Annotated in this window: 11 protein-coding genes, 2 tRNA genes and 3 rRNA genes; 5 read left to right on the top strand and 11 right to left on the bottom strand. The window is 60.1% G+C overall.

The genetic code is table 11. From position 1 onward, the window contains the following. Positions 1–55: 55 nt before the first annotated feature. The 11 genes from rrf to OCT39_RS07750 all read right to left on the bottom strand — a co-directional run bounded on the left by rrf (position 56) and on the right by OCT39_RS07750 (position 13622). Positions 56–171 (bottom strand): 5S ribosomal RNA (rrf, locus tag OCT39_RS07800). A gap of 130 nt (positions 172–301) precedes the next feature. Beyond that, positions 302–3190: ribosomal RNA gene (locus OCT39_RS07795) — 23S ribosomal RNA — on the bottom strand. A 264-nt stretch (positions 3191–3454) separates the two neighbouring features. After that, positions 3455–3530 (bottom strand) — tRNA-Ala (locus tag OCT39_RS07790). Between the two features lie 110 nt (positions 3531–3640). Further along, a tRNA-Ile gene (locus OCT39_RS07785) sits at positions 3641–3717 on the bottom strand. An 85-nt stretch (positions 3718–3802) separates the two neighbouring features. Further along, positions 3803–5337: ribosomal RNA gene (locus tag OCT39_RS07780) — 16S ribosomal RNA — on the bottom strand. The 16S, 23S and 5S rRNA genes sit together here with 2 tRNA genes alongside, the layout of an rRNA operon. A gap of 278 nt (positions 5338–5615) precedes the next feature. After that, on the bottom strand, positions 5616–6614 hold the full coding sequence (locus tag OCT39_RS07775) for an adenosine deaminase (RefSeq protein WP_263587085.1): 999 nt from the start codon (positions 6612–6614) through the stop codon (positions 5616–5618). Between the two features lie 26 nt (positions 6615–6640). Then, positions 6641–8350 (bottom strand): thiol reductant ABC exporter subunit CydC, encoded by a 1710-nt coding sequence (gene cydC, locus OCT39_RS07770; RefSeq protein ID WP_263587084.1) that lies wholly within the window; start codon positions 8348–8350, stop codon positions 6641–6643. Next, on the bottom strand, positions 8347–10020 hold the full coding sequence (gene cydD, locus OCT39_RS07765) for a thiol reductant ABC exporter subunit CydD (protein ID WP_263587083.1): 1674 nt from the start codon (positions 10018–10020) through the stop codon (positions 8347–8349). The genes cydC and cydD overlap by 4 nt, the downstream gene beginning before the upstream one ends. A gap of 4 nt (positions 10021–10024) precedes the next feature. Then, entirely contained in the window at positions 10025–11026 is a 1002-nt protein-coding gene (gene cydB, locus OCT39_RS07760) for a cytochrome d ubiquinol oxidase subunit II (protein WP_263587082.1), read from the bottom strand. 2 nt (positions 11027–11028) lie between these two features. Beyond that, positions 11029–12444: a cytochrome ubiquinol oxidase subunit I gene (locus OCT39_RS07755; protein ID WP_263587081.1), complete on the bottom strand. Its 1416-nt coding sequence runs from the start codon at positions 12442–12444 to the stop codon at positions 11029–11031. Positions 12445–12647: 203 nt separating this feature from the next. Then, positions 12648–13622 carry a calcium/sodium antiporter gene (locus OCT39_RS07750; protein WP_263587080.1) on the bottom strand — a complete coding sequence of 325 codons (975 nt, stop codon included), beginning with the start codon at positions 13620–13622 and terminating at the stop codon, positions 12648–12650. A gap of 216 nt (positions 13623–13838) precedes the next feature. On the opposite strand from OCT39_RS07750, the gene OCT39_RS07745 reads away from it, so the two are divergent. The 5 genes from OCT39_RS07745 (at position 13839) to OCT39_RS07725 (ending at position 19552) form a co-directional block, all read left to right on the top strand. Then, positions 13839–15188: a paraquat-inducible protein A gene (locus tag OCT39_RS07745; RefSeq protein WP_263587079.1), complete on the top strand. Its 1350-nt coding sequence runs from the start codon at positions 13839–13841 to the stop codon at positions 15186–15188. Then, positions 15181–16863 carry an intermembrane transport protein PqiB gene (gene pqiB / locus OCT39_RS07740; RefSeq protein WP_263587078.1) on the top strand — a complete coding sequence of 561 codons (1683 nt, stop codon included), beginning with the start codon at positions 15181–15183 and terminating at the stop codon, positions 16861–16863. The genes OCT39_RS07745 and pqiB overlap by 8 nt, the downstream gene beginning before the upstream one ends. Before the next feature lie 12 nt (positions 16864–16875). Then, positions 16876–17463, top strand: a complete 588-nt coding sequence (locus OCT39_RS07735; RefSeq protein WP_263587077.1) for a membrane integrity-associated transporter subunit PqiC — start codon at positions 16876–16878, stop codon at positions 17461–17463. A gap of 221 nt (positions 17464–17684) precedes the next feature. After that, the gene (locus tag OCT39_RS07730) at positions 17685–18968 is read left to right on the top strand and encodes a DEAD/DEAH box helicase (RefSeq protein WP_263587076.1); all 1284 of its coding nucleotides are present in this window, start codon (positions 17685–17687) and stop codon (positions 18966–18968) included. An 80-nt stretch (positions 18969–19048) separates the two neighbouring features. Continuing rightward, on the top strand, positions 19049–19552 hold the full coding sequence (locus tag OCT39_RS07725) for a hypothetical protein (RefSeq protein WP_263587305.1): 504 nt from the start codon (positions 19049–19051) through the stop codon (positions 19550–19552). Position 19553 lies beyond the last annotated feature (1 nt).

Below are 19553 nucleotides of genomic sequence, written 5' to 3'. Positions count from 1 at the left end.
TCGCGCATAAAAAAAAGCCCCGAACACAGAGTGCTCGGGGCTTTTTCGAATAGGTGCCTGACGATAACCTACTCTCGCATGGGGAGACCCCACACTACCATCGGCGCGTTGCGGTTTCACTTCCGAGTTCGGCAAGGGATCGGGTGGTTCACGCAAGCCATGGTCGTCAGGCGTAACTTTCAATGTATATCGGCTGACGGTTTCGTGATCGTCCCGTTCGACATGAAGCCTTTCGCTTCATGCTCGTGCGTATCCGGTTCTTGCTTCGTTGTCACTGCGGGCCGAACCCCTTGGGTGTTATAGGGTCAAGCCTCACGGGCCATTAGTACACGTTAGCTCAACACCTTGCGGTGCGTCCACACCGTGCCTATCAACCAGCTGGTCTCGCTGGGCCCTTCAGGAGGCTCAAGGCCTCGGGGATGTCTCATCTTGAAGGGGGCTTCCCGCTTAGATGCTTTCAGCGGTTATCCCGTCCGCACATAGCTACCCGGCAATGCCACTGGCGTGACAACCGGAACACCAGAGGTGCGTCCACTCCGGTCCTCTCGTACTAGGAGCAGCCCTTCTCAAACATCCAACGCCCACGGCAGATAGGGACCGAACTGTCTCACGACGTTCTAAACCCAGCTCGCGTACCACTTTAAATGGCGAACAGCCATACCCTTGGGACCGACTTCAGCCCCAGGATGTGATGAGCCGACATCGAGGTGCCAAACACCGCCGTCGATGTGAACTCTTGGGCGGTATCAGCCTGTTATCCCCGGAGTACCTTTTATCCGTTGAGCGATGGCCCTTCCATACAGAACCACCGGATCACTAGAACCTGCTTTCGCACCTGCTCGACGTGTCTGTCTCGCAGTCAAGCACCCTTATGCTCTTGCACTCATTGCACGATGTCCGACCGTGCTGAGGGTACCTTCGTGCTCCTCCGTTACTCTTTGGGAGGAGACCGCCCCAGTCAAACTACCCACCACACACTGTCCTCGACCCGGATGACGGGTCGGAGTGAGAACACCAATGATGCCAGGCCGGTATTTCAAGGGTGGCTCCCTCCGAACTGGCGTCCGGAGTTCCTAGCCTCCCGGCTATCCTACACAGGCAACATCAGTATCCAGTGTGAAGCTATAGTAAAGGTTCACGGGGTCTTTCCGTCTAGCCGCGGGTACACCGCATCTTCACGGCGATTTCAATTTCACTGAGTCTCGGGTGGAGACAGCGTGGCCATCATTACGCCATTCGTGCAGGTCGGAACTTACCCGACAAGGAATTTCGCTACCTTAGGACCGTTATAGTTACGGCCGCCGTTTACCGGGGCTTCGATCAGGAGCTTCGCCCGAGGGCTAACACCATCACTTAACCTTCCGGCACCGGGCAGGCGTCACACCCTATACGTCCGCTTGCGCGTTGGCAGAGTGCTGTGTTTTTACTAAACAGTTGCAGCCACCTGGTATCTTCGGCCGGTTCGGGCTCGGGGAGCAAGTCCCTCTACCCTACGCCGGCGTGCCTTCTCCCGAAGTTACGGCACCATTTTGCCTAGTTCCTTCACCCGAGTTCTCTCAAGCGCCTTGGGATTCTCACCCTGACCACCTGTGTCGGTTTGGGGTACGGTCGCACATGATCTGAAGCTTAGAGGCTTTTCCTGGAAGCGTGGCATCAGTGACTTCCTGACCGTGGTCAGTTCGTCTCGCATCTCGGCCTTGAACGCCCGGATTTGCCTGAGCATTCAGCCTACCTGCTTTCACCGGGACAACCAGCGCCCGGCTCACCTAGCCTTCTCCGTCCCCCCATCGCAATCATGTCCGGTACGGGAATATTGACCCGTTTCCCATCGACTACGCCTTTCGGCCTCGCCTTAGGGGCCGACTCACTCTGCTCTGATTAGCATCGAACAGAAACCCTTGGTCTTCCGGCGGGGGAGTTTTTCACTCCCCTTATCGTTACTCATGTCAGCATTCGCACTCGTGATACCTCCAGCAGACCTCTCGATCCACCTTCATCGGCGTACACGACGCTCCTCTACCGCTCATCCAGAGGATGAACCCGTAGCTTCGGTACCTGGTTTAGCCCCGTTACATCTTCCGCGCAGGCCGACTCGACCAGTGAGCTATTACGCTTTCTTTAAAGGATGGCTGCTTCTAAGCCAACCTCCTGGCTGTCTGAGCCTTCCCACATCGTTTCCCACTTAACCAGGATTTGGGGACCTTAGCTGACGGTCCGGGTTGTTTCCCTTTTCACGACGGACGTTAGCACCCGCCGTGTGTCTCCCACGCTGCACTCACCGGTATTCGGAGTTTGCCTCGGGTTGGTAAGTCGGGATGACCCCCTAGCCGAAACAGTGCTCTACCCCCGGTGGTGATACGTGAGGCGCTACCTAAATAGCTTTCGAGGAGAACCAGCTATCTCCGGGCTTGATTAGCCTTTCACTCCGATCCACAAGTCATCCAAATCTTTTTCAACAGATCCTGGTTCGGGCCTCCAGTTGATGTTACTCAACCTTCACCCTGCTCATGGATAGATCGCCCGGTTTCGGGTCTATATCCAGCGACTGGTCGCCCAGTTAAGACTCGATTTCTCTACGCCTCCCCTATTCGGTTAAGCTCGCCACTGAATATAAGTCGCTGACCCATTATACAAAAGGTACGCAGTCACAGAACAAGTCTGCTCCCACTGCTTGTACGCACACGGTTTCAGGATCTATTTCACTCCCCTCGCCGGGGTTCTTTTCGCCTTTCCCTCACGGTACTGGTTCACTATCGGTCAGCCAGGAGTATTTAGCCTTGGAGGATGGTCCCCCCGTCTTCAATCAGGGTTTCTCGTGCCCCGACCTACTCGATTTCACTGTGCTCGGATTTCGGCTACGGGACTATCACCCGCTATGGTCAGACTTCCCAGACTGTTCGCCTATCGATTGCACAACTTAAGGGCTGGTCCCCGTTCGCTCGCCGCTACTGGGGGAATCTCGGTTGATTTCTTTTCCTCGGGGTACTTAGATGTTTCAGTTCCCCCGGTTCGCCTCGTATCCCTATGTATTCAGGATACGATACCGACCTTGTGGTCGGTGGGTTTCCCCATTCAGAGATGTTCGGGTCGCAGGTCGTTTGCCACCTCACCGAACCTTATCGCAGGCTTCCACGTCTTTCATCGCCTCTGGCTGCCTAGGCATCCACCGTGTGCGCTTCATTGCTTGACCCTATAACCCGAAGGAGTCCGGGCCCGCAATGACAACGATTGCCGGATACGCTTGAGACGTATCACAAAACAATTGCGTATCGAGATCACGTCACGATCACAGGAGCCGAAGCCCATGTCACCGTATCGTCATTCGATACTGTCAGCATGATATACATTGTTAAAGAGCGACTGTTCGATGAACAGTGACAAGACGGCTTTTAAAACCCTGCCTTGTCAATGATCACAAAACAACAAACGGTACAACAACACGGCAACGAGATAATGGTGGAGCCAAGCGGGATCGAACCGCTGACCTCCTGCGTGCAAGGCAGGCGCTCTCCCAGCTGAGCTATGGCCCCATCGTTTTGCAACTTCACCTCTTGCCATCAATTTCCGTGAGACACAACAAAACGCAACAACGTACAGACCACCATACGAAGAGCTTTTTAATGCGGGCATTACGGGAATCTGGTGGGTCTGGGCAGACTTGAACTGCCGACCTCACCCTTATCAGGGGTGCGCTCTAACCAACTGAGCTACAGACCCAAGAGGGGATCGTGCCAAACCGTTTGCTCTATCACTTGATCAGGCAATTCATTGTGGACGTTTACCGCGAGGATGACGCATCGTTTAAGGAGGTGATCCAGCCGCAGGTTCCCCTACGGCTACCTTGTTACGACTTCACCCCAGTCATGAACCACACCGTGGTGATCGCTTTCCCGAGGGTTAAGCTAACCACTTCTGGTGCAGTCCACTCCCATGGTGTGACGGGCGGTGTGTACAAGGCCCGGGAACGTATTCACCGTGGCATTCTGATCCACGATTACTAGCGATTCCGACTTCACGGAGTCGAGTTGCAGACTCCGATCCGGACTGAGACCGGCTTTTCGGGATTCGCTTGCTCTCGCGAGTTCGCTGCCCTTTGTACCGGCCATTGTAGCACGTGTGTAGCCCTGCTCGTAAGGGCCATGATGACTTGACGTCGTCCCCACCTTCCTCCGGTTTGTCACCGGCAGTCTCCCTAGAGTTCCCGCCATTACGCGCTGGCAAATAGGGACAAGGGTTGCGCTCGTTACGGGACTTAACCCAACATTTCACAACACGAGCTGACGACAGCCATGCAGCACCTGTCTCTGCGTTCCCGAAGGCACCCCGGAATCTCTTCCGGGTTCGCAGGATGTCAAGAGCAGGTAAGGTTCTTCGCGTTGCATCGAATTAAACCACATGCTCCACCGCTTGTGCGGGCCCCCGTCAATTCATTTGAGTTTTAACCTTGCGGCCGTACTCCCCAGGCGGTCGACTTATCGCGTTAACTTCGCCACAAGGTGCACAAGGCACCCAACGGCTGGTCGACATCGTTTACGGCGTGGACTACCAGGGTATCTAATCCTGTTTGCTACCCACGCTTTCGCACCTCAGTGTCAGTGTCAGTCCAGAAGGCCGCCTTCGCCACTGGTATTCCTCCCGATCTCTACGCATTTCACCGCTACACCGGGAATTCCACCTTCCTCTCCTGCACTCTAGCCTGACAGTTCCGGATGCCGTTCCCAGGTTGAGCCCGGGGCTTTCACAACCGGCTTGTCAAGCCACCTACGCGCGCTTTACGCCCAGTAATTCCGATTAACGCTTGCACCCTCCGTATTACCGCGGCTGCTGGCACGGAGTTAGCCGGTGCTTCTTCTGTGGGTGATGTCCTTCCTGACGGGTATTAACCGGCAGGCCTTCTTCCCCACTGAAAGTGCTTTACAACCCGAGGGCCTTCTTCACACACGCGGCATGGCTGGATCAGGCTTGCGCCCATTGTCCAATATTCCCCACTGCTGCCTCCCGTAGGAGTTCGGGCCGTGTCTCAGTCCCGATGTGGCTGATCATCCTCTCAGACCAGCTACGGATCGTCGCCCTGGTGAGCCGTTACCTCACCAGCTAGCTAATCCGACATGGGCTCGTCCGATAGCGGGAGCCGAAGCCCCCTTTCTCCCGTAGGACGTATGCGGTATTAGCCTGGGTTTCCCCAGGTTATCCCCCACTATCGGGTGGATTCCCATGCATTACTCACCCGTCCGCCGCTCGCCACCAGGAAGCAAGCTTCCCGTGCTGCCGCTCGACTTGCATGTGTTAAGCCTGCCGCCAGCGTTCAATCTGAGCCATGATCAAACTCTTCAGTTTAAAATCAATGTGATTCTTGCCTGCCCCATGTACGACGACATGACGCAGAGGCGAATCAATCCTGGCTCAAGGTTCAAACGAATTTACCGTGATACCTCGAAAGATATCGCTGTGTTCGTCTGCCTTGATATAAGGTGACTTGTCACCCTCATCGGCAAACGCCCACATGAATTGCCTGATCAAATTGTTAAAGAGCTGACCGAAGGGCGCTGCCCGTTCGATGTGGTGCGTATTCTACTCACTTATGGTTATACGTCAACCCTATAGCGCACTTTTTATCACTCGCCTATGGAATCGAGGCGCTGGAGCAACGCTTTACGGCGCGGCTCGGCAATGAAGGCTTCTTCCAGCGCGTTGCGATTGAGCGCCTTGAACACGGACTCGTCCCAGCCGAAGGCATCACGACAAGCAACATGATTGGCCAGCAACCCACCGCCGAAATAGGCCGGGTCATCGGAACTGATGGTGACTTTCAGCCCCTCTTCGATGAGCGCAGGAAGCGGATGCTCGCCAAGCTCGTCGATCACTTTCAGGCAAACGTTCGAAAGAGGGCAAACGGTCAGCACGACTTGTTCGCTTCGAAGACGCTCGACCAGCTCGCTATCGTCCAGGCAGCGGACACCGTGATCCACCCGCGTTATCTTGAGCTCATCGAGCGCCTGGCGGATGTAGTCCGCCGGCCCCTCTTCGCCGGCGTGGGCGACCAGCGCCAGCCCTTCTTTAGCGGCGCGCTCGAACAATGCCTTGAACTTGACCGGCGGATTGTCGCGCTCAGCGCTATCCAGGCCAATTGCGTCGAGCCGTGTCCAGTAGGGAGCGGCCTGCTCGAACACCTCGAGTGCTTCTTCTTGAGAGCGGTCGCGTAAAAATGCCATGATCATGCCGATTGACAAATCCAACGACGCCTCGGCCTCCTCTTTCGCCCGAAAGAGCCCCTCCATTACCTCGTCCAGCGCCACGCCGCGAACCAGGTGCGCCTGCGGGTCGAAGTGCATGTCGATATGCACCACGCCTTCATCTCTTGCGCGCTTGAAATAGTCGATCGCGAGATCATAAAAATCCTCACGGGTGCGCAGTACGTTCATGCCCTGGTAGTAGAGATTCAGAAATCCCTGCAGGTTATCGAATCGGTACGCTGCCTTGACGTCCTCGACGCTCGCGTAATCGAGCGCGATACCGTTGCGTTTGGCCAAGCGAAACATCAACTCCGGCTCGATCGACCCTTCGATATGCAGGTGAAGTTCGGTCTTGGGCAGTTGGCGCAGGTACTCGTACATGATTTCCCCTCTTGAAAGATACGGCATCAAACGCTGGCCGAATCCAGCTGACCGTGGCAAAGGGAACGACTATACGTGAGCCCCGGAAGCAGCGATACATCGTCGATCTGGTGAACGAAGTAGATCGCCGTTCGACCCACGAGCCACTGATCGAGCGACGCCGCCAGGTGGCGAGCGGTGTCACTGTCGACGCCGGCGAAGGGTTCATCCAGCAGCACGACGCCTGGATTTCGCAGAAAAAGACGTGCCAGCGCTACGCGCCGGGCCTGGCCACCGGAGAGCTTGCGCCCCTTCTCCCCCACGGGTGTTTGAAGTCCCTCGGGCTCGCGGCGCACCCAATCAGCCAACGCCACGCGCTCGAGCGCCTGCCAAAGCGCTTCATCGTCGGCGGACTCGTTGGCCAGGCGAAGATTATCGGCAAGGGTGGCATCGAAAAGATCGACCTGCTGGGAGAGAAAGGCGAAGCCGCTGGCGCGCTCATCATTTAAAAGCGCGCAAGGCGCCTGCCCCCCCACCGTCATACTTCCGCTACTCGGCACTAGTCTCCCGAGAATTAGATGAGCGAGCGTCGACTTGCCCGCCCCGGATGCGCCGGTAATCGCCACGCGCGCACCGGCAGGCACTTTCAGCGAAATCCCTGATAGCGCCGGCGCCAACATGGCCGGATAGGTATAGCCAGCATCACTCAGCGTCACACTGACGCCAGGAGAACCTTCTGGAAATATCGCGCAAGGTTGCTCGTCAGAAACGGCCTTCGGCGTTAGCTGGTTGAGGCGCCGAACGCTTGCGTAACTTGCCCCGAGCTTGATGAACGCAGACGGGAGCGCTGTGAAGAGTTCACTGGCGCCGAGCACGACCAGCAGCAGCATGATCGCCACCGGCGATGCGATATCATCGACGAGCGCGGCTTGGCTTAAAAACCAGAGCACCCCGATTAAAAGCACGCCCGTAACGAGCAGGATCAGCGCGTTACCCAACGCCGCCTTCGCCGCCAGCCGACGCTGATTGGCGCCGGCACCGGCCTCCAGCGCTTCGATATGCATCTGGTGCCAACGCCTGGTTTGGTAGCTTTCAAGCTCGGCGCTGGCCTGGATCTGGTCGAGCACCCGGTTACGCAGCGCACTCTGATCGCGCACCTGCTGATGGCTCTGGCGAAACCCAGACCAGGCGAAGCCAAACGTAAGCACCATCCACAGCGCGCCAAGACTCATCCCCACGATCACCGCAAGCCCCGGCAGCCAAAGCGCGATGAAAAGGGACAGCAAACCGATCGCCAGCAGCGCGACCAGCGGCGGCATTAACAGGCGCAGGTAGAAGTTATCGAGGGTATCGATATCGGCGGTGAGCCGGGTCAGCCAATCGCCTGCGCGGCGTCGGCTCAAGGAGGCGGCGTCCAGATGGGTCAGGTAACCAAATACCTTGAAGCGCAGATCCGCCAGCAGCGTCAACACTGCGTTGTGGTTATATAAACGCTCGACATAGCGCGCGACGGTGCGAAGCAGGGCAAAAAAGCGGATACCGCCCCCGGGAACGTAGATATCCAGCGTCGAGGGCAGCCCCGCCGCCAGCGCCATACCGGCGAAAGCGCAGGCGGTGATGAACCAGCCCGAAAGTCCCAACAGCGCAAGCCCTGCCAAAACCGTTGTCAGCATCAGCGCCGCGCCGATCAAAAAAACGCGCCGGCGCCTTGTCAGCAGAAAGATCCAGGGGCGAAAAGCGCAGATCAGCTCTTTCATGGCGTGACCTCCAAAACGCGGCCGCCGTCGCAGTGAAGATGGCGGGTGGCGATCGTCAGCACCTGCGGGTGGTGTGTGGCGATCACCAGCGTACGCCCATCCCTGGCCCAGGCCTTAAGCGCATCGATCACCAGCGCCTCGGTGGCGGCATCGAGATTCGAGGTCGGCTCGTCGAGCAGCACCAGCGGCGCGGCGCTGAGATAGACCCGCGCCAACGCCAGCCGCTGCGCCTGCCCGCCGGAAAGCCCAACACCCCGCTCGCCAAGCGGCGTTTCGAGCCCCTGAGGCAGCGCGGTGAGTAGCTCCCCAAGCCCTGCCCGAGCGAGCGCGTCCAATAGCGCCCTCTCGCCCGCTTCGGGATTGGCGAGTCTCAGATTTTCCGCAAGACTTCCCTGAATCAGACACGGGCTTTGGTCGAGCCAGGCGATCTGGCCCGAGCGGCGATAGAGCGCGCCTTCCTGTGGCGCCATAAAGCCCGCCAGCAGCGCCAGAAGCGATGACTTACCGCTACCGGAAGCGCCGGTGAGCGCCAGGATATCGCCTCGCGCGATGGCGAGATCAACGTGCGATAAAATGGCGTCGCGCTGGGGATAGCCCACCGAAACGCCTTTCAACTCGCAAAGCGCTGAGTCATGTCGAGGTACAACATGCGTTTGAGGCACCCAGTCGGGCTCGTTGAGAATGAATACCAGACTTTCCGCGGCACCCAGCGCCGTTGCCCGGTCGTGGTAGTGCTGAGAAAGCGTGCGCAGCGGCTGGAAAAACTCCGGCGCCAGCAGCAGTACGGCAAGCCCGGAGAAGAGCGAAAGCGACGCCGCCGGGCCGAAATCGAGATAGCCCAAAAGCCCAAAGCCCACGTACATCGCTACCACCGCGATGGCCACCGAGGCGAAGAACTCGAGCACCGCCGAGGAGAGAAACGCCAGGCGCAAGGTTTTCATCGACAGCCGCCGGTATTCGTCGGTGGCGTACCAGACATCCCTGCGCGCTTTCGCCGTGCGCCCGAATAGCTGTAGCGTACTCATGCCGCGCACCCGGTCGACGAAGTGAGCAGAGAGTCTCGAGACGGCACTAAACTGCTCGCGGTTCATCCGCTCGGCGCCCATGCCTACCAGCGCCATGAACAGCGGAATCAGTGGCGCCGACAGGAGCAAAAAGATGACCACGACGTAATCGAGCGCACCGACGACCGCCGCAATCAGCAGCGGCAGTATCAGCACGATGCGAAGCTGGGGGTGAAAGCGCGCGAAATAGCCCTCCAGCGCATCGACGTGTTCGACGAGCTGAGTGGCCAGCGCCCCGCTTTGATGATGGGTGAGCCAGAGCGGGCCGAGCGTGGCAAGCTTGTCCAGAAGCAATGTTCTCACTCGCTGGCGAATGCGAAGGCTCGCCTCGAACGCCAGCACCTCCTGGCCCCACTGGAGTGCCGCGCGAAGGCCCACCAACGCCAAAAGCATTAAAAAAATGCTCGAAAGCCCTGACAGCGGTCGGGCGTGTACGAGAATCTGATCGACGAGCCAAGCCAGCCCCACCAGCAGGCCGGTGGTACTGGCCCCGGCCAGCACCCCGCACACCGCCGCGCCCGAAAGCCTTTTCTTCTCAGCCAGGGCCAGTTGCTTGAGCCACTGGCGCGGCGTCAGGGTCGCAGGGGATGGAGGTGCCGATCTCATGGGGTTAGTGGTACCCCTCACCAACGCGAACCTTGCCGCGGAACACCCAATAGGTCCAGGCGGTATAGGTCAGCACGACTGGAATGACGAAGAGCACGCCGATCAGCAAGAAAAGCTGTGATTCCGGCGCCGAGGCGGCGTCCCACAGCGTGTAGTTCGGCGGTACGATCACCGGCCACTTGCTGAAAATCAGGCCAAGATAGGTAAACACATAGATCCCTACGGTGGCCACGAACGGAACGCCTTCACGCTTGTGCTGGACGCTTCGAAAAACGATGAACGCGCACAGCAGCGCCAGCGTCGGGAAGATCCAGATAAAGCGCAGCTGGCCGAACCAGCGCTCCCACACCAGCCCGTCGATGAACGGTGTCCAGAGGCTGATGATCGCGAATACGATCAGTACGCCCGCCAGCAGCATCGGCGTGATCCGGTAGGCCCACGCCTGGATATAGCCTTCGGATTTCATGATCAGCCAGGTCGCACCCAAAAGCGCATAGCCTGCCATCAGCCCAAGCCCGGTAAGAACGGAGAACGGGGTCAGCCAATCGAATGCGCCGCCGGTGTAGACGAAGTCCTCGACGGGGAAGCCCTGAATATAGGCGCCGACCACCGCGCCCTGAGCGAACGCCGCGACCGCCGAGCCCCAGCAGAACGCACGGTTCCACCAGCGGCGGTTGCGCCGTGACTTGAAGCGAAATTCAAAAGCGATACCGCGGAAGATCAGCCCCGCCAGCAGCAGGAACACGCCAATGTAGAGCGCGGGCAGAAAGACCGAGTAGACCAGCGGAAAGGCGCCTAAAAGCCCCGCGCCGCCCAGCACCAGCCAGGTTTCGTTGCCATCCCACACCGGGGCGACAGAGTTCATCATGACGTCCCGGGCATCCTCGTCCGGGGCGAAGGGAAAGAGAATGCCTATCCCCAAGTCGAAGCCGTCCATCAACACATACATGATGACGCCAAACCCGATGATCACAGCCCATATGATAGAGAGATCGAACATTTCCATGATTAGCTCCTGACCGGCTCAACGTCGTCGTCAAAGGGGGTATGCGCGGCGGAAAGTGGGCGCTTGGGACGGTCGGCGTCCGGGTCGACCTCTGCCCGGGCGTCGTGGGGCAGCATGCCGTTGCGCACCACGCGGGTGAGATAATAGATGCCGGCGTAGAACACCACGGCGTAAACCAGCACGTAACCGGTGAGCGAGAACAGCGCCATGCCGCCGGTCAAGGAAGGCGTCAGGCCCTCGGCGTGGGTCATCATGCCGTATACAAGCCAAGGGGCGCGGCCGGATTCAGTGACAATCCAGCCGGCCAGCACCGCCAGAAACGGCGTGGCGATCATGCCGACCAGCACTTTCAAATACAGCGTGTTCTCATAGACCCGGGCCCGGCGGCGCAGAAGCAGGCCGGCGAAGGCAACGGCGATCATGACAAGGCCAAGGCCCACCATCACGCGAAACGACCAGAACACCAGCGCGACCGGCGGCTGCTCTGCGGGCGGGGCTTCGCTGATGCCGGGAATCTCGCCGTCGAGGGTGTGGGTCAAGATGATGCTGGCAAGGTTGGGAATGCCCACTTCGAAGTGATTTTCCTGGGCCTGCTGATCCGGAATCGCGAACAGCAATAGCGGTACGTTGCCGCTGGTTTCCCAGTGCCCTTCCATCGCCGCTACTTTGGTCGGCTGATGCTCGAGCGTATTGAGGCCGTGATAATCACCGATCACCGCCTGAGCCGGCGTGAGCACCATCAAAAGCCACAAACACATGGAAAGCGCCCGGCGATTTGCTGCCACGTCGCGGCCGCGCAGCAAGAACCAGGCACTAACGCCGGCCACCACGAACCCGCCGGTGATGAACGAGGCCACCGCCATGTGGGCGAAGCGGTACGGGAAGGAGGGGTTGAAGATCGCCGCACTCCAGGACGTCACGTGGAAGCGGTTATCGATCAGCTCCACGCCGGCCGGCGTATGCATCCAGCTATTGGCAGCGAGAATCCAGAACGCGGAAATGAAGGTACCCACCGCAACCATGGTGGCCGCGAACAGGTGGACGCCCTCCGGCACCTTGCCGCGACCAAAGAGCAGAATGCCGAGAAAGGCCGCTTCGAGAAAGAAGGCGGTCACGACTTCGTAGCTCAGCACCGGGCCGATAAAGTTGGACGCCGCCAGCGAGAAGTTGCTCCAGTTGGTGCCAAACTGGAAGGACATGACGATGCCCGACACCACGCCCATGGCGAACACCACGGCGAAGACTCTTGTCCAGAACAGCGCCAACCGATCCCAGGCCGGGTTCTGAGTCTTGAAAAAGAGTCCGTGAAGCAGCGCGATGTAGGACGCAAGCCCTATGGTGAAGACGGGGAAGATCGTGTGAAAACAGACGACGAAGGCGAACTGTATTCGCGACAACATCAAGGGGTCGAGTTCCATGACACTCTCCTGAAACCGGGGAAAAGTAAGGCGCGCCCATGGGTAACAAAAGCCTGGTCGTGTCAGGAAGGTATTGACCGTTGCAATGGCCAGGCTAATTTTTACTCACGCTTTCATCTTACTGCGTCAACGCCCGGGTTACACGGGCTGCTCGGTGCCAATGATGTGTCGCAATGACGCACATCAATTTATCGTGATATTGCTCAGCTCATGACCACCACGCTGACCATGTACGCGGTGTAGCCAACGAAGGCTGCGAACAGCACACCGCCTTCCAACCGGTTGATTCGCCGCGGCCTTCCGCGCCAGGAAAACGCGAACAGCACCATCAAAAGTGTCATGCAGGTCATCACACTCCAGTCGCGCACCAGCACCTCGCGCCCGGCCTCGATCGGTGTGATCACACCGGCAAGTCCCACCACCGCCAGGCTATTGAAAAGATTCGAGCCGACGACATTGCCCAGCACCATATCGTGTTCGCCTCGGCGCAGCGCGCTGATCGACGAGGCGAGCTCGGGAAGCGAGGTGCCCACCGCCACCACGGTCAAGCCGATGATCAGGTCGCTGACACCGAAGGCCTGGGCGATCTCGACCGCGCCCCACACCAGCATCCGCGAGCTGACGATCAAAAGCACTAGCCCGATCAGCGTCCAGGCGACCGACTTGCCTTTGGACATGGGCTGGGCATCGAGGTTTTGGGTCACCTCTTCGACCAGCGGGTCCTGCTGCTGAGTGCGCGAATGCCAGATGCTGTAGCCGATGAACAGCGTAAGCGCTACCAGCAGCACTACCGCCTCGAGCCGCGATACCCAGCCATCGAACAGCATGTAGCCGGTCAGCGCCATAACGATGACCAGAAGCGGCATTTCCTTGCGAATCACGCTCGAGTGCACGGCAAGCGGGGCCAGCAGCGCAATGAAACCCAGCACCAGGCCGATATTGGCAATGTTGGAGCCGTAGGCGTTACCGACGGCAAGGCCCGGGTTGCCCTGAAGCGCCGCCAGTACCGAGACCATCATTTCCGGGGCCGAGGTACCGAAGCCGATGACCAGCATCCCGATCAACAACGGCGAAAGCCCGAGCCAGCGCGAGGTCGCCGCGGCCCCCTCGATGAATTTTTCCGCGCTCCAGATGAGCAGTACCAGACCAATCACGACCGCCAAAGCAGCGAGCAGCATACGAAGTCCTTCGTCAGGGATATAAAAGAGGCAAAAGCGCCCGCATCGTTATTCAGCCAGTGTCGCGGGTCAAGTGTGCATCGACCGTTTAGGCTATTTTGTTTATGAGGCGGTCGGCGACGTTTGACAGCCCTGACCGCTCAACGTATTAATCGAACCCAAAGCATTGTCGAGACGAGCGAATTGCGCTACTACCAGTTCAAGAAACGCCCTACCGTGGCACTTTCACCGCCGCTAGTCGATACGTTGCCGCCAGAGACGCGGCTAACACGCCGGCGCCTGCGCGCCTGTCATGAATGTGACTGGGTCAGCGCTCTGCCGCCGCTGGGCTCTGGTGAAAAGGCGTCCTGCCCGCGCTGCTTGCACACCCTGGTCAAGCGTAACCGCTACCCGGCCCAGCGCAGCATGGCACTAGCGATCGCGGCGTTCGTGGCGCTGCTGGTGGCGGTGTCATTCCCCTTCGTTAGCTTCAACGTCAGCGGCGTGAGTAACCGCATCGAGCTGACCCAGACCGCCACCACGCTGATCAACTTTCACCAGCCGTTGGTGGCCATCGCGGTCATCATGACCATCGCCGTGCTGCCAGCGCTCTACCTGTTTGGCGTCATGTGGTTGCAGTACGGGCTGCTGCGCGGCCGCCACATGCCCTATAGCCGTGATATCGCCCGCTCGCTCGCCCACTTTCTTCCCTGGATGATGGCGGATGTCTTCATCATCGGCGCGCTGGTGAGCCTGATCAAGGTCGCCGGGCTCGCCCAGATTCATCTGGGCATCTCCTTCTGGGCCTTTTGTATCTTCGCCATACTTTTGCTCAAGACCAGCCAGTCGCTGGACGCCGACTGGATGTGGTTTTCACTGGAAGGCGAGCCGCTGGCCCCGGAAGGCACGCTGACCGGCACCACCGCCGCCGGCCAGGGCGTGACGGGTTGCCCAACCTGCGGGCTGATCAACCGGCTGCCGGCAAAGGGCAAGGTGCGCTGCCAGCGCTGCCACGAGACGCTGCACCGGCGCGTACCGCACAGTTTACAGCGCACCTGGGCGCTGCTCTTCGCCGCCACGGTCATGTATATTCCGGCCAACGTTTATCCTATCATGACCACCACCAGCCTAGGCTCGAGCTCGCCATCGACCATCATCGGCGGCGTGGTGCAACTCATTCAGATGGGTTCCTGGCCGGTCGCGGCAGTCATTTTCATTGCCAGCGTCATCGTCCCGGTGGGTAAGCTCTTCGCCCTGGCCTGGCTTTGCCTGATCGCCAGGCGAAGCGACGAGCTCAGGGCGCAAAGCCGTACTCGGCTCTACCGATTGACCGAGTTCATCGGCCGCTGGTCGATGGTCGACGTCTTCGTGGTCGCCATTCTGGTGGCGCTGATTCGCGCGGGCTCGCTGATGTCGATCACCCCGGGCCCCGCCGCGCTTGCCTTTGGCGCAGTGGTCGTGCTAACCATGCTCGCCGCGATGGCTTTCGACCCGCGCCTTCTGTGGGACACCCCACCCCCGCGCCCAACCAGGCACAGGCTCAACACCCGGTTTAAAATAGCGACCAAGGAATCAGTGGATGGCTGAGGATTCACCGCAACTCGACACCCCCCCACCCGAAGAGAACGAGCAGCATCGGGCCAAATCGTCTCGTCAGACACGCCTGTCGCCCATTTGGATCGTGCCGATCGTCGCGCTGGTGATCGGGTTGTGGCTGGTCTACGACAACTACACCAGCCGAGGAACGCTGATTACGCTGACCAGCAACAATGCCGAGGGCATCGAGGCCGGCAGCACTCTGATTCGAAGCCGCAACGTGGAGATCGGCATCGTGCAGAGCGTGCGGCTTTCCGACGACCTTTCCCACGCGGTGATGAGCGCGCGTATTCAGCCCGAGGCCGAGGCGATGCTGCGTGAGGATAGCCGCTTTTGGGTGGTCAAGCCGCGTATCGGCCGTGAAGGCATCAGCGGGCTCGGCACGGTGCTTTCCGGCGCCTACATCCAGCTTCAGCCCGGGCGCTCCGAGGAGCCCCGGCGCGAGTTCGAGCTAAGCGACGTGCCGCCGGTGGCGGTGGCAGGCCAGGCGGGGCTACAGATTAGCCTGGTCAGCCAGCTCGGCAACTCGCTGCGCGTGGGTGACCCGGTATCCTACCAGGGCTATACCGTGGGCCGTGTCGAGGACAACCGCTTCGATGCAGAGTCACGCACCATGCAGCATCAGATCTTCATCGAGGAGCCCTACGCCCAGCTCGTCACCGACAGCACGCGCTTCTGGAGCGCCAGCGGTATCGATTTTCGCCTCGACGCCGACGGCGTGCGGGTCAACGTCGAATCCCTCGAAGCGCTGTTGGGCGGCGGCGTCACCTTCGGCGTGCCGGAGGAGCTGCCGATGGGGCGGCCGGTGGCCAACAACGCCCGCTTTACGCTTTACGCCGACGAGGACGACGCGCGCGAAGGCACCTTCAACCGCTATCTTGAGTACGTGCTGCTGGTGGACGATACCGTGCGCGGGCTTTCGCGCGGCGCGCCGGTGGAGTTTCGCGGCGTGCGCATGGGCACCGTGGCCGCGGTGCCCTGGAACTTCACTGCACCACAGCCCAACTCTCGGGCACAGTTCGCCATTCCGGTGCTGATCCGCATCGAACCCCAACGCCTGGGCATCGAAAGCGAGGATATCGACCTCGAAGAATGGGAGGCGCGCTTTGATCGCATGTTCGATCTGGGCCTTCGCGCCTCGCTCAAAAACGGCAATTTGCTGACCGGTGCGCTATTCGTCGACCTCAACTTCCAGCGCGACCTGGCCGGGCAGCACGTCAACGAGACCTTCTCCGAGCGCACTATCTTCCCCACCGTCGCTGGCGGCTTCGCCCAGATTCAGGCCCAGGTCACGAGCCTTCTGGACAAGCTCAACGCGCTCGAGGTGGAGCCACTACTGGCCGGGCTCGATCGCAACCTGCAGGCGTCGGAAAGCGTGCTCAACGAGGTGCGCGAGGTGAGCTCATCGCTCAACGCCATTTTGAGCGACCCGGACACCCAGGCACTGGGTGGCAACGTCAACGCTACGCTCGAGGAGCTGCGCACGACGATCGAAGGGCTTTCGCCTTCGTCGCCGGCCTATCAGGATCTGACGTCGGCCATCGAGCGCCTCGATCGTTTGATGCGCGATCTTCAGCCGCTGACGCGCACGCTCAACGACAATCCGCGGGCGCTGCTTTTCGACAACCTGGATGCGGAAGACCCGATTCCGCGCGCCCCGCGATAAGAGGATGACGCCATGCGCAACCCAACGCTGACATTCGCCGCCATCATGGGGCTTGGCCTGTTTCTCGGCGGCTGCGCCTCGAGCGTGACGCCGCCGGCGCGCTACATGCTGCCCGCCACGCCTATCGCCACGCCTGCTACCCCAACGGAGCGCACGCTGCAGGTACGCGCGCCCAGGCTTTCGCACTACCTGGACGTCGACGGCATCGTCATGCAGCTCGACGACATCACCCTCAACGCGGCGCGTGAACACCAGTGGGCGGAAGAGCTTGGCCGCCAGCTCGAGCGCGGGCTTCGCGCGCGCCTCTCCCAGGAGCTTCCACTGGTGCAGGTGGTGGGTGCCCAGGGCCGTCAAAACGATGCGCTGACGCTTTCGCTCGAAGTGGATCAGTTTCAGGGGCGCTATGATGGCAACGCCGTCGCCAGCGGCCAGTGGCAGCTTCGCGGCGCCGGCAACGAGCTTTTGGCGCTGGAAAGCTTCAACGCCGAAACCGAGCTTCGAGAGGATGGCTACCCGGCACTGGTGCGCGCGCTTGGTCAGAGCCTGGATCAGGTTGCCCGTGATATCGCCAGGGAAATTCGCACCGGCGGTTACTTCTAATCCCCCGCTCGCAACGCCCTTCTCGCGCTCGGTATTTTGTGCCGGGCGCGAGGTCTTTATGCGGCGCTTAAAAAGCGTCGATCTCAAATGCCCCTCGCAGCCAGGCGCGCTATCTGGCAAACTTCGCTGCCGCGCGGGGCGACCCCGCGCGTTTTTATTCATTACGAACCTGGCCCAGCAAGCGCGCACGAGCGCCTTCGCTGTGCGATGGCGGAGAACGCATGAGCTTTACCGAACTTGGTCTGCAGGACGACTTACTACGCGCCATTAGCACCCAGGGCTATACCCAGCCAACGCCCATCCAGCAAAAAGCCATCCCGCTGGTGCTGGCCGGGCGCGATTTGCTGGCCAGCGCCCAGACCGGCACGGGTAAGACCGCCGGGTTCACGCTGCCGCTGTTACAGCTTTTGAACAACGGCAAGCGCCCGGGCAAGCGCCAGGTGCGCGCGCTGGTGCTGACGCCGACGCGTGAGCTGGCCGCTCAGGTCGGTGAAAGCGTGACCGATTACGGCAAGTACCTGTCGCTCACGTCGCACATCATTTTCGGCGGCGTGGGCCAGAACCCGCAGGTCCAGGCGCTCAAGAACGGCCTCGACGTGCTGATCGCCACGCCCGGGCGGCTGATGGATCTGCAGCAGCAGGGCCACGTCGACCTCTCAAAAGTCGAAATCCTGGTGCTCGACGAAGCCGACCGCATGCTCGACATGGGCTTTATCCACGACATCAAGCGCATTTTGAAGCTGTTGCCGAACAAGCGGCAAAACCTGCTCTTCTCCGCCACCTTCTCCAACGAGATCCAGACGCTGGCCACACAGCTTCTGGATAACCCGGCGCTAGTCGAAGTCGCCCCGCGCAACACCACGGCCGAGAAGATCGAGCAGAGCGTGTACCGCGTCGATCGGGAGAAAAAGCGCGAGCTTCTGGCGCACCTGATTAGCCAGCACGGCTGGTTCCAGGTGCTGGTGTTCACCCGTACCAAACACGGCGCCAACCGCCTGGCCGAGCAGCTCTCCAAGCAGGAGATTCCGGCCATGGCGATCCATGGCAACAAGAGCCAGGGCGCACGCACCCGGGCGCTGGGCGCGTTCAAAAGCGGCGATTTGCAGGTACTGGTCGCCACGGATATCGCCGCACGCGGGCTCGACATCGACGAGCTGCCCTTCGTGGTCAATTTCGATTTGCCCAACGTCGCCGAGGATTACGTCCACCGTATCGGGCGCACCGGACGCGCCGGCAGCAACGGCGAGGCGGTGTCGCTCGTTTGCGTTGACGAGCACGCGCTGCTGGCCGGCATCGAGAAATTGATCAAACAAACACTGCCGAAAAAGATTGAGCCTGGCTTCGAGCCCGACCCCAACGCCAAGCCCCAGCCGATCGAAAACGGTCGCCGCGGTCAGCGTCAACCCGGCGGCGGGCGCGGTCAAGGCCAACGCTCGGGCCAAGGCCAGAACCAGCGCCAAGGCGAAAAATCGGACAAGGCGCCGCGCCGGCGCGCTCGTCGCTAGCGCGTTGTCGGTGAATATGCGAAAGTCGTGCGTTTTCGGGCGCGCGCCTTTCGCGTCCAGCAGAACCTGTTCAGGGAGTGATTATGGCGTCTCAACGTATCAATGATTATCGGCAGTGGCTGGTCTTTCAACGCCAGGAGCAGCTGAGCCGCGAGCATCAGGGGATTACGCAGCGTCTTGAAGATGCCAAGGTAACGCCCAACCAGGTGATCCAGGCCTACCGCAGCATGGCGGACAAGGCGGCCACCGAAGGCGCCTGCTACCGCACGCTGTTTCTGCGTGAAAGCGATGAAACTTCGGCGCTGGTGTGCGAAGGGTGGCTGTTCATTCGTCGCGTACTCAGTGAAGGCAACACCACGCGCGTGCGCGCCACGCTTTTGGAAACCTTCACCCTCGACGACGGAATTCTTTCGCCTGGCGACAAGCCCGCGCGCAAGGTCACGCTCGAGATTTTCGAAAAGCTCGATATCAACAAGGGCATGCGCACCGACGTTCGCGTGGACTGCCTGGAAACGCCCGAAGATTATCACTTCATCACCCTGATGGATGTCGCTCGGGGCGACCTGCGACGCCACCTTAAGTAGT

This window comes from Halomonas sp. GD1P12 (genome assembly GCF_025725645.1).
Classification (GTDB): Bacteria; Pseudomonadota; Gammaproteobacteria; order Pseudomonadales; family Halomonadaceae; genus Vreelandella.
Note: the sequence above shows the minus strand (reverse complement) of the source record. Positions and strands in the feature narration are given on the sequence as shown.

Bases quoted from the DNA above. Each gene is read 5' to 3' on its own strand.
- cydC (WP_263587084.1), bottom strand. From the start codon at position 8,350: ATGAAAGAGCTGATCTGCGCTTTTCGCCCCTGGATCTTTCTGCTGACA.
- OCT39_RS07735 (WP_263587077.1), top strand. From the start codon at position 16,876: ATGCGCAACCCAACGCTGACATTCGCCGCCATCATGGGGCTTGGCCTG.
- OCT39_RS07755 (WP_263587081.1), bottom strand. From the start codon at position 12,444: ATGGAACTCGACCCCTTGATGTTGTCGCGAATACAGTTCGCCTTCGTC.
- cydD (WP_263587083.1), bottom strand. From the start codon at position 10,020: ATGAGATCGGCACCTCCATCCCCTGCGACCCTGACGCCGCGCCAGTGG.
- cydB (WP_263587082.1), bottom strand. From the start codon at position 11,026: ATGGAAATGTTCGATCTCTCTATCATATGGGCTGTGATCATCGGGTTT.
- pqiB (WP_263587078.1), top strand. From the start codon at position 15,181: ATGGCTGAGGATTCACCGCAACTCGACACCCCCCCACCCGAAGAGAAC.
- OCT39_RS07750 (WP_263587080.1), bottom strand. From the start codon at position 13,622: ATGCTGCTCGCTGCTTTGGCGGTCGTGATTGGTCTGGTACTGCTCATC.
- OCT39_RS07730 (WP_263587076.1), top strand. From the start codon at position 17,685: ATGAGCTTTACCGAACTTGGTCTGCAGGACGACTTACTACGCGCCATT.
- OCT39_RS07775 (WP_263587085.1), bottom strand. From the start codon at position 6,614: ATGTACGAGTACCTGCGCCAACTGCCCAAGACCGAACTTCACCTGCAT.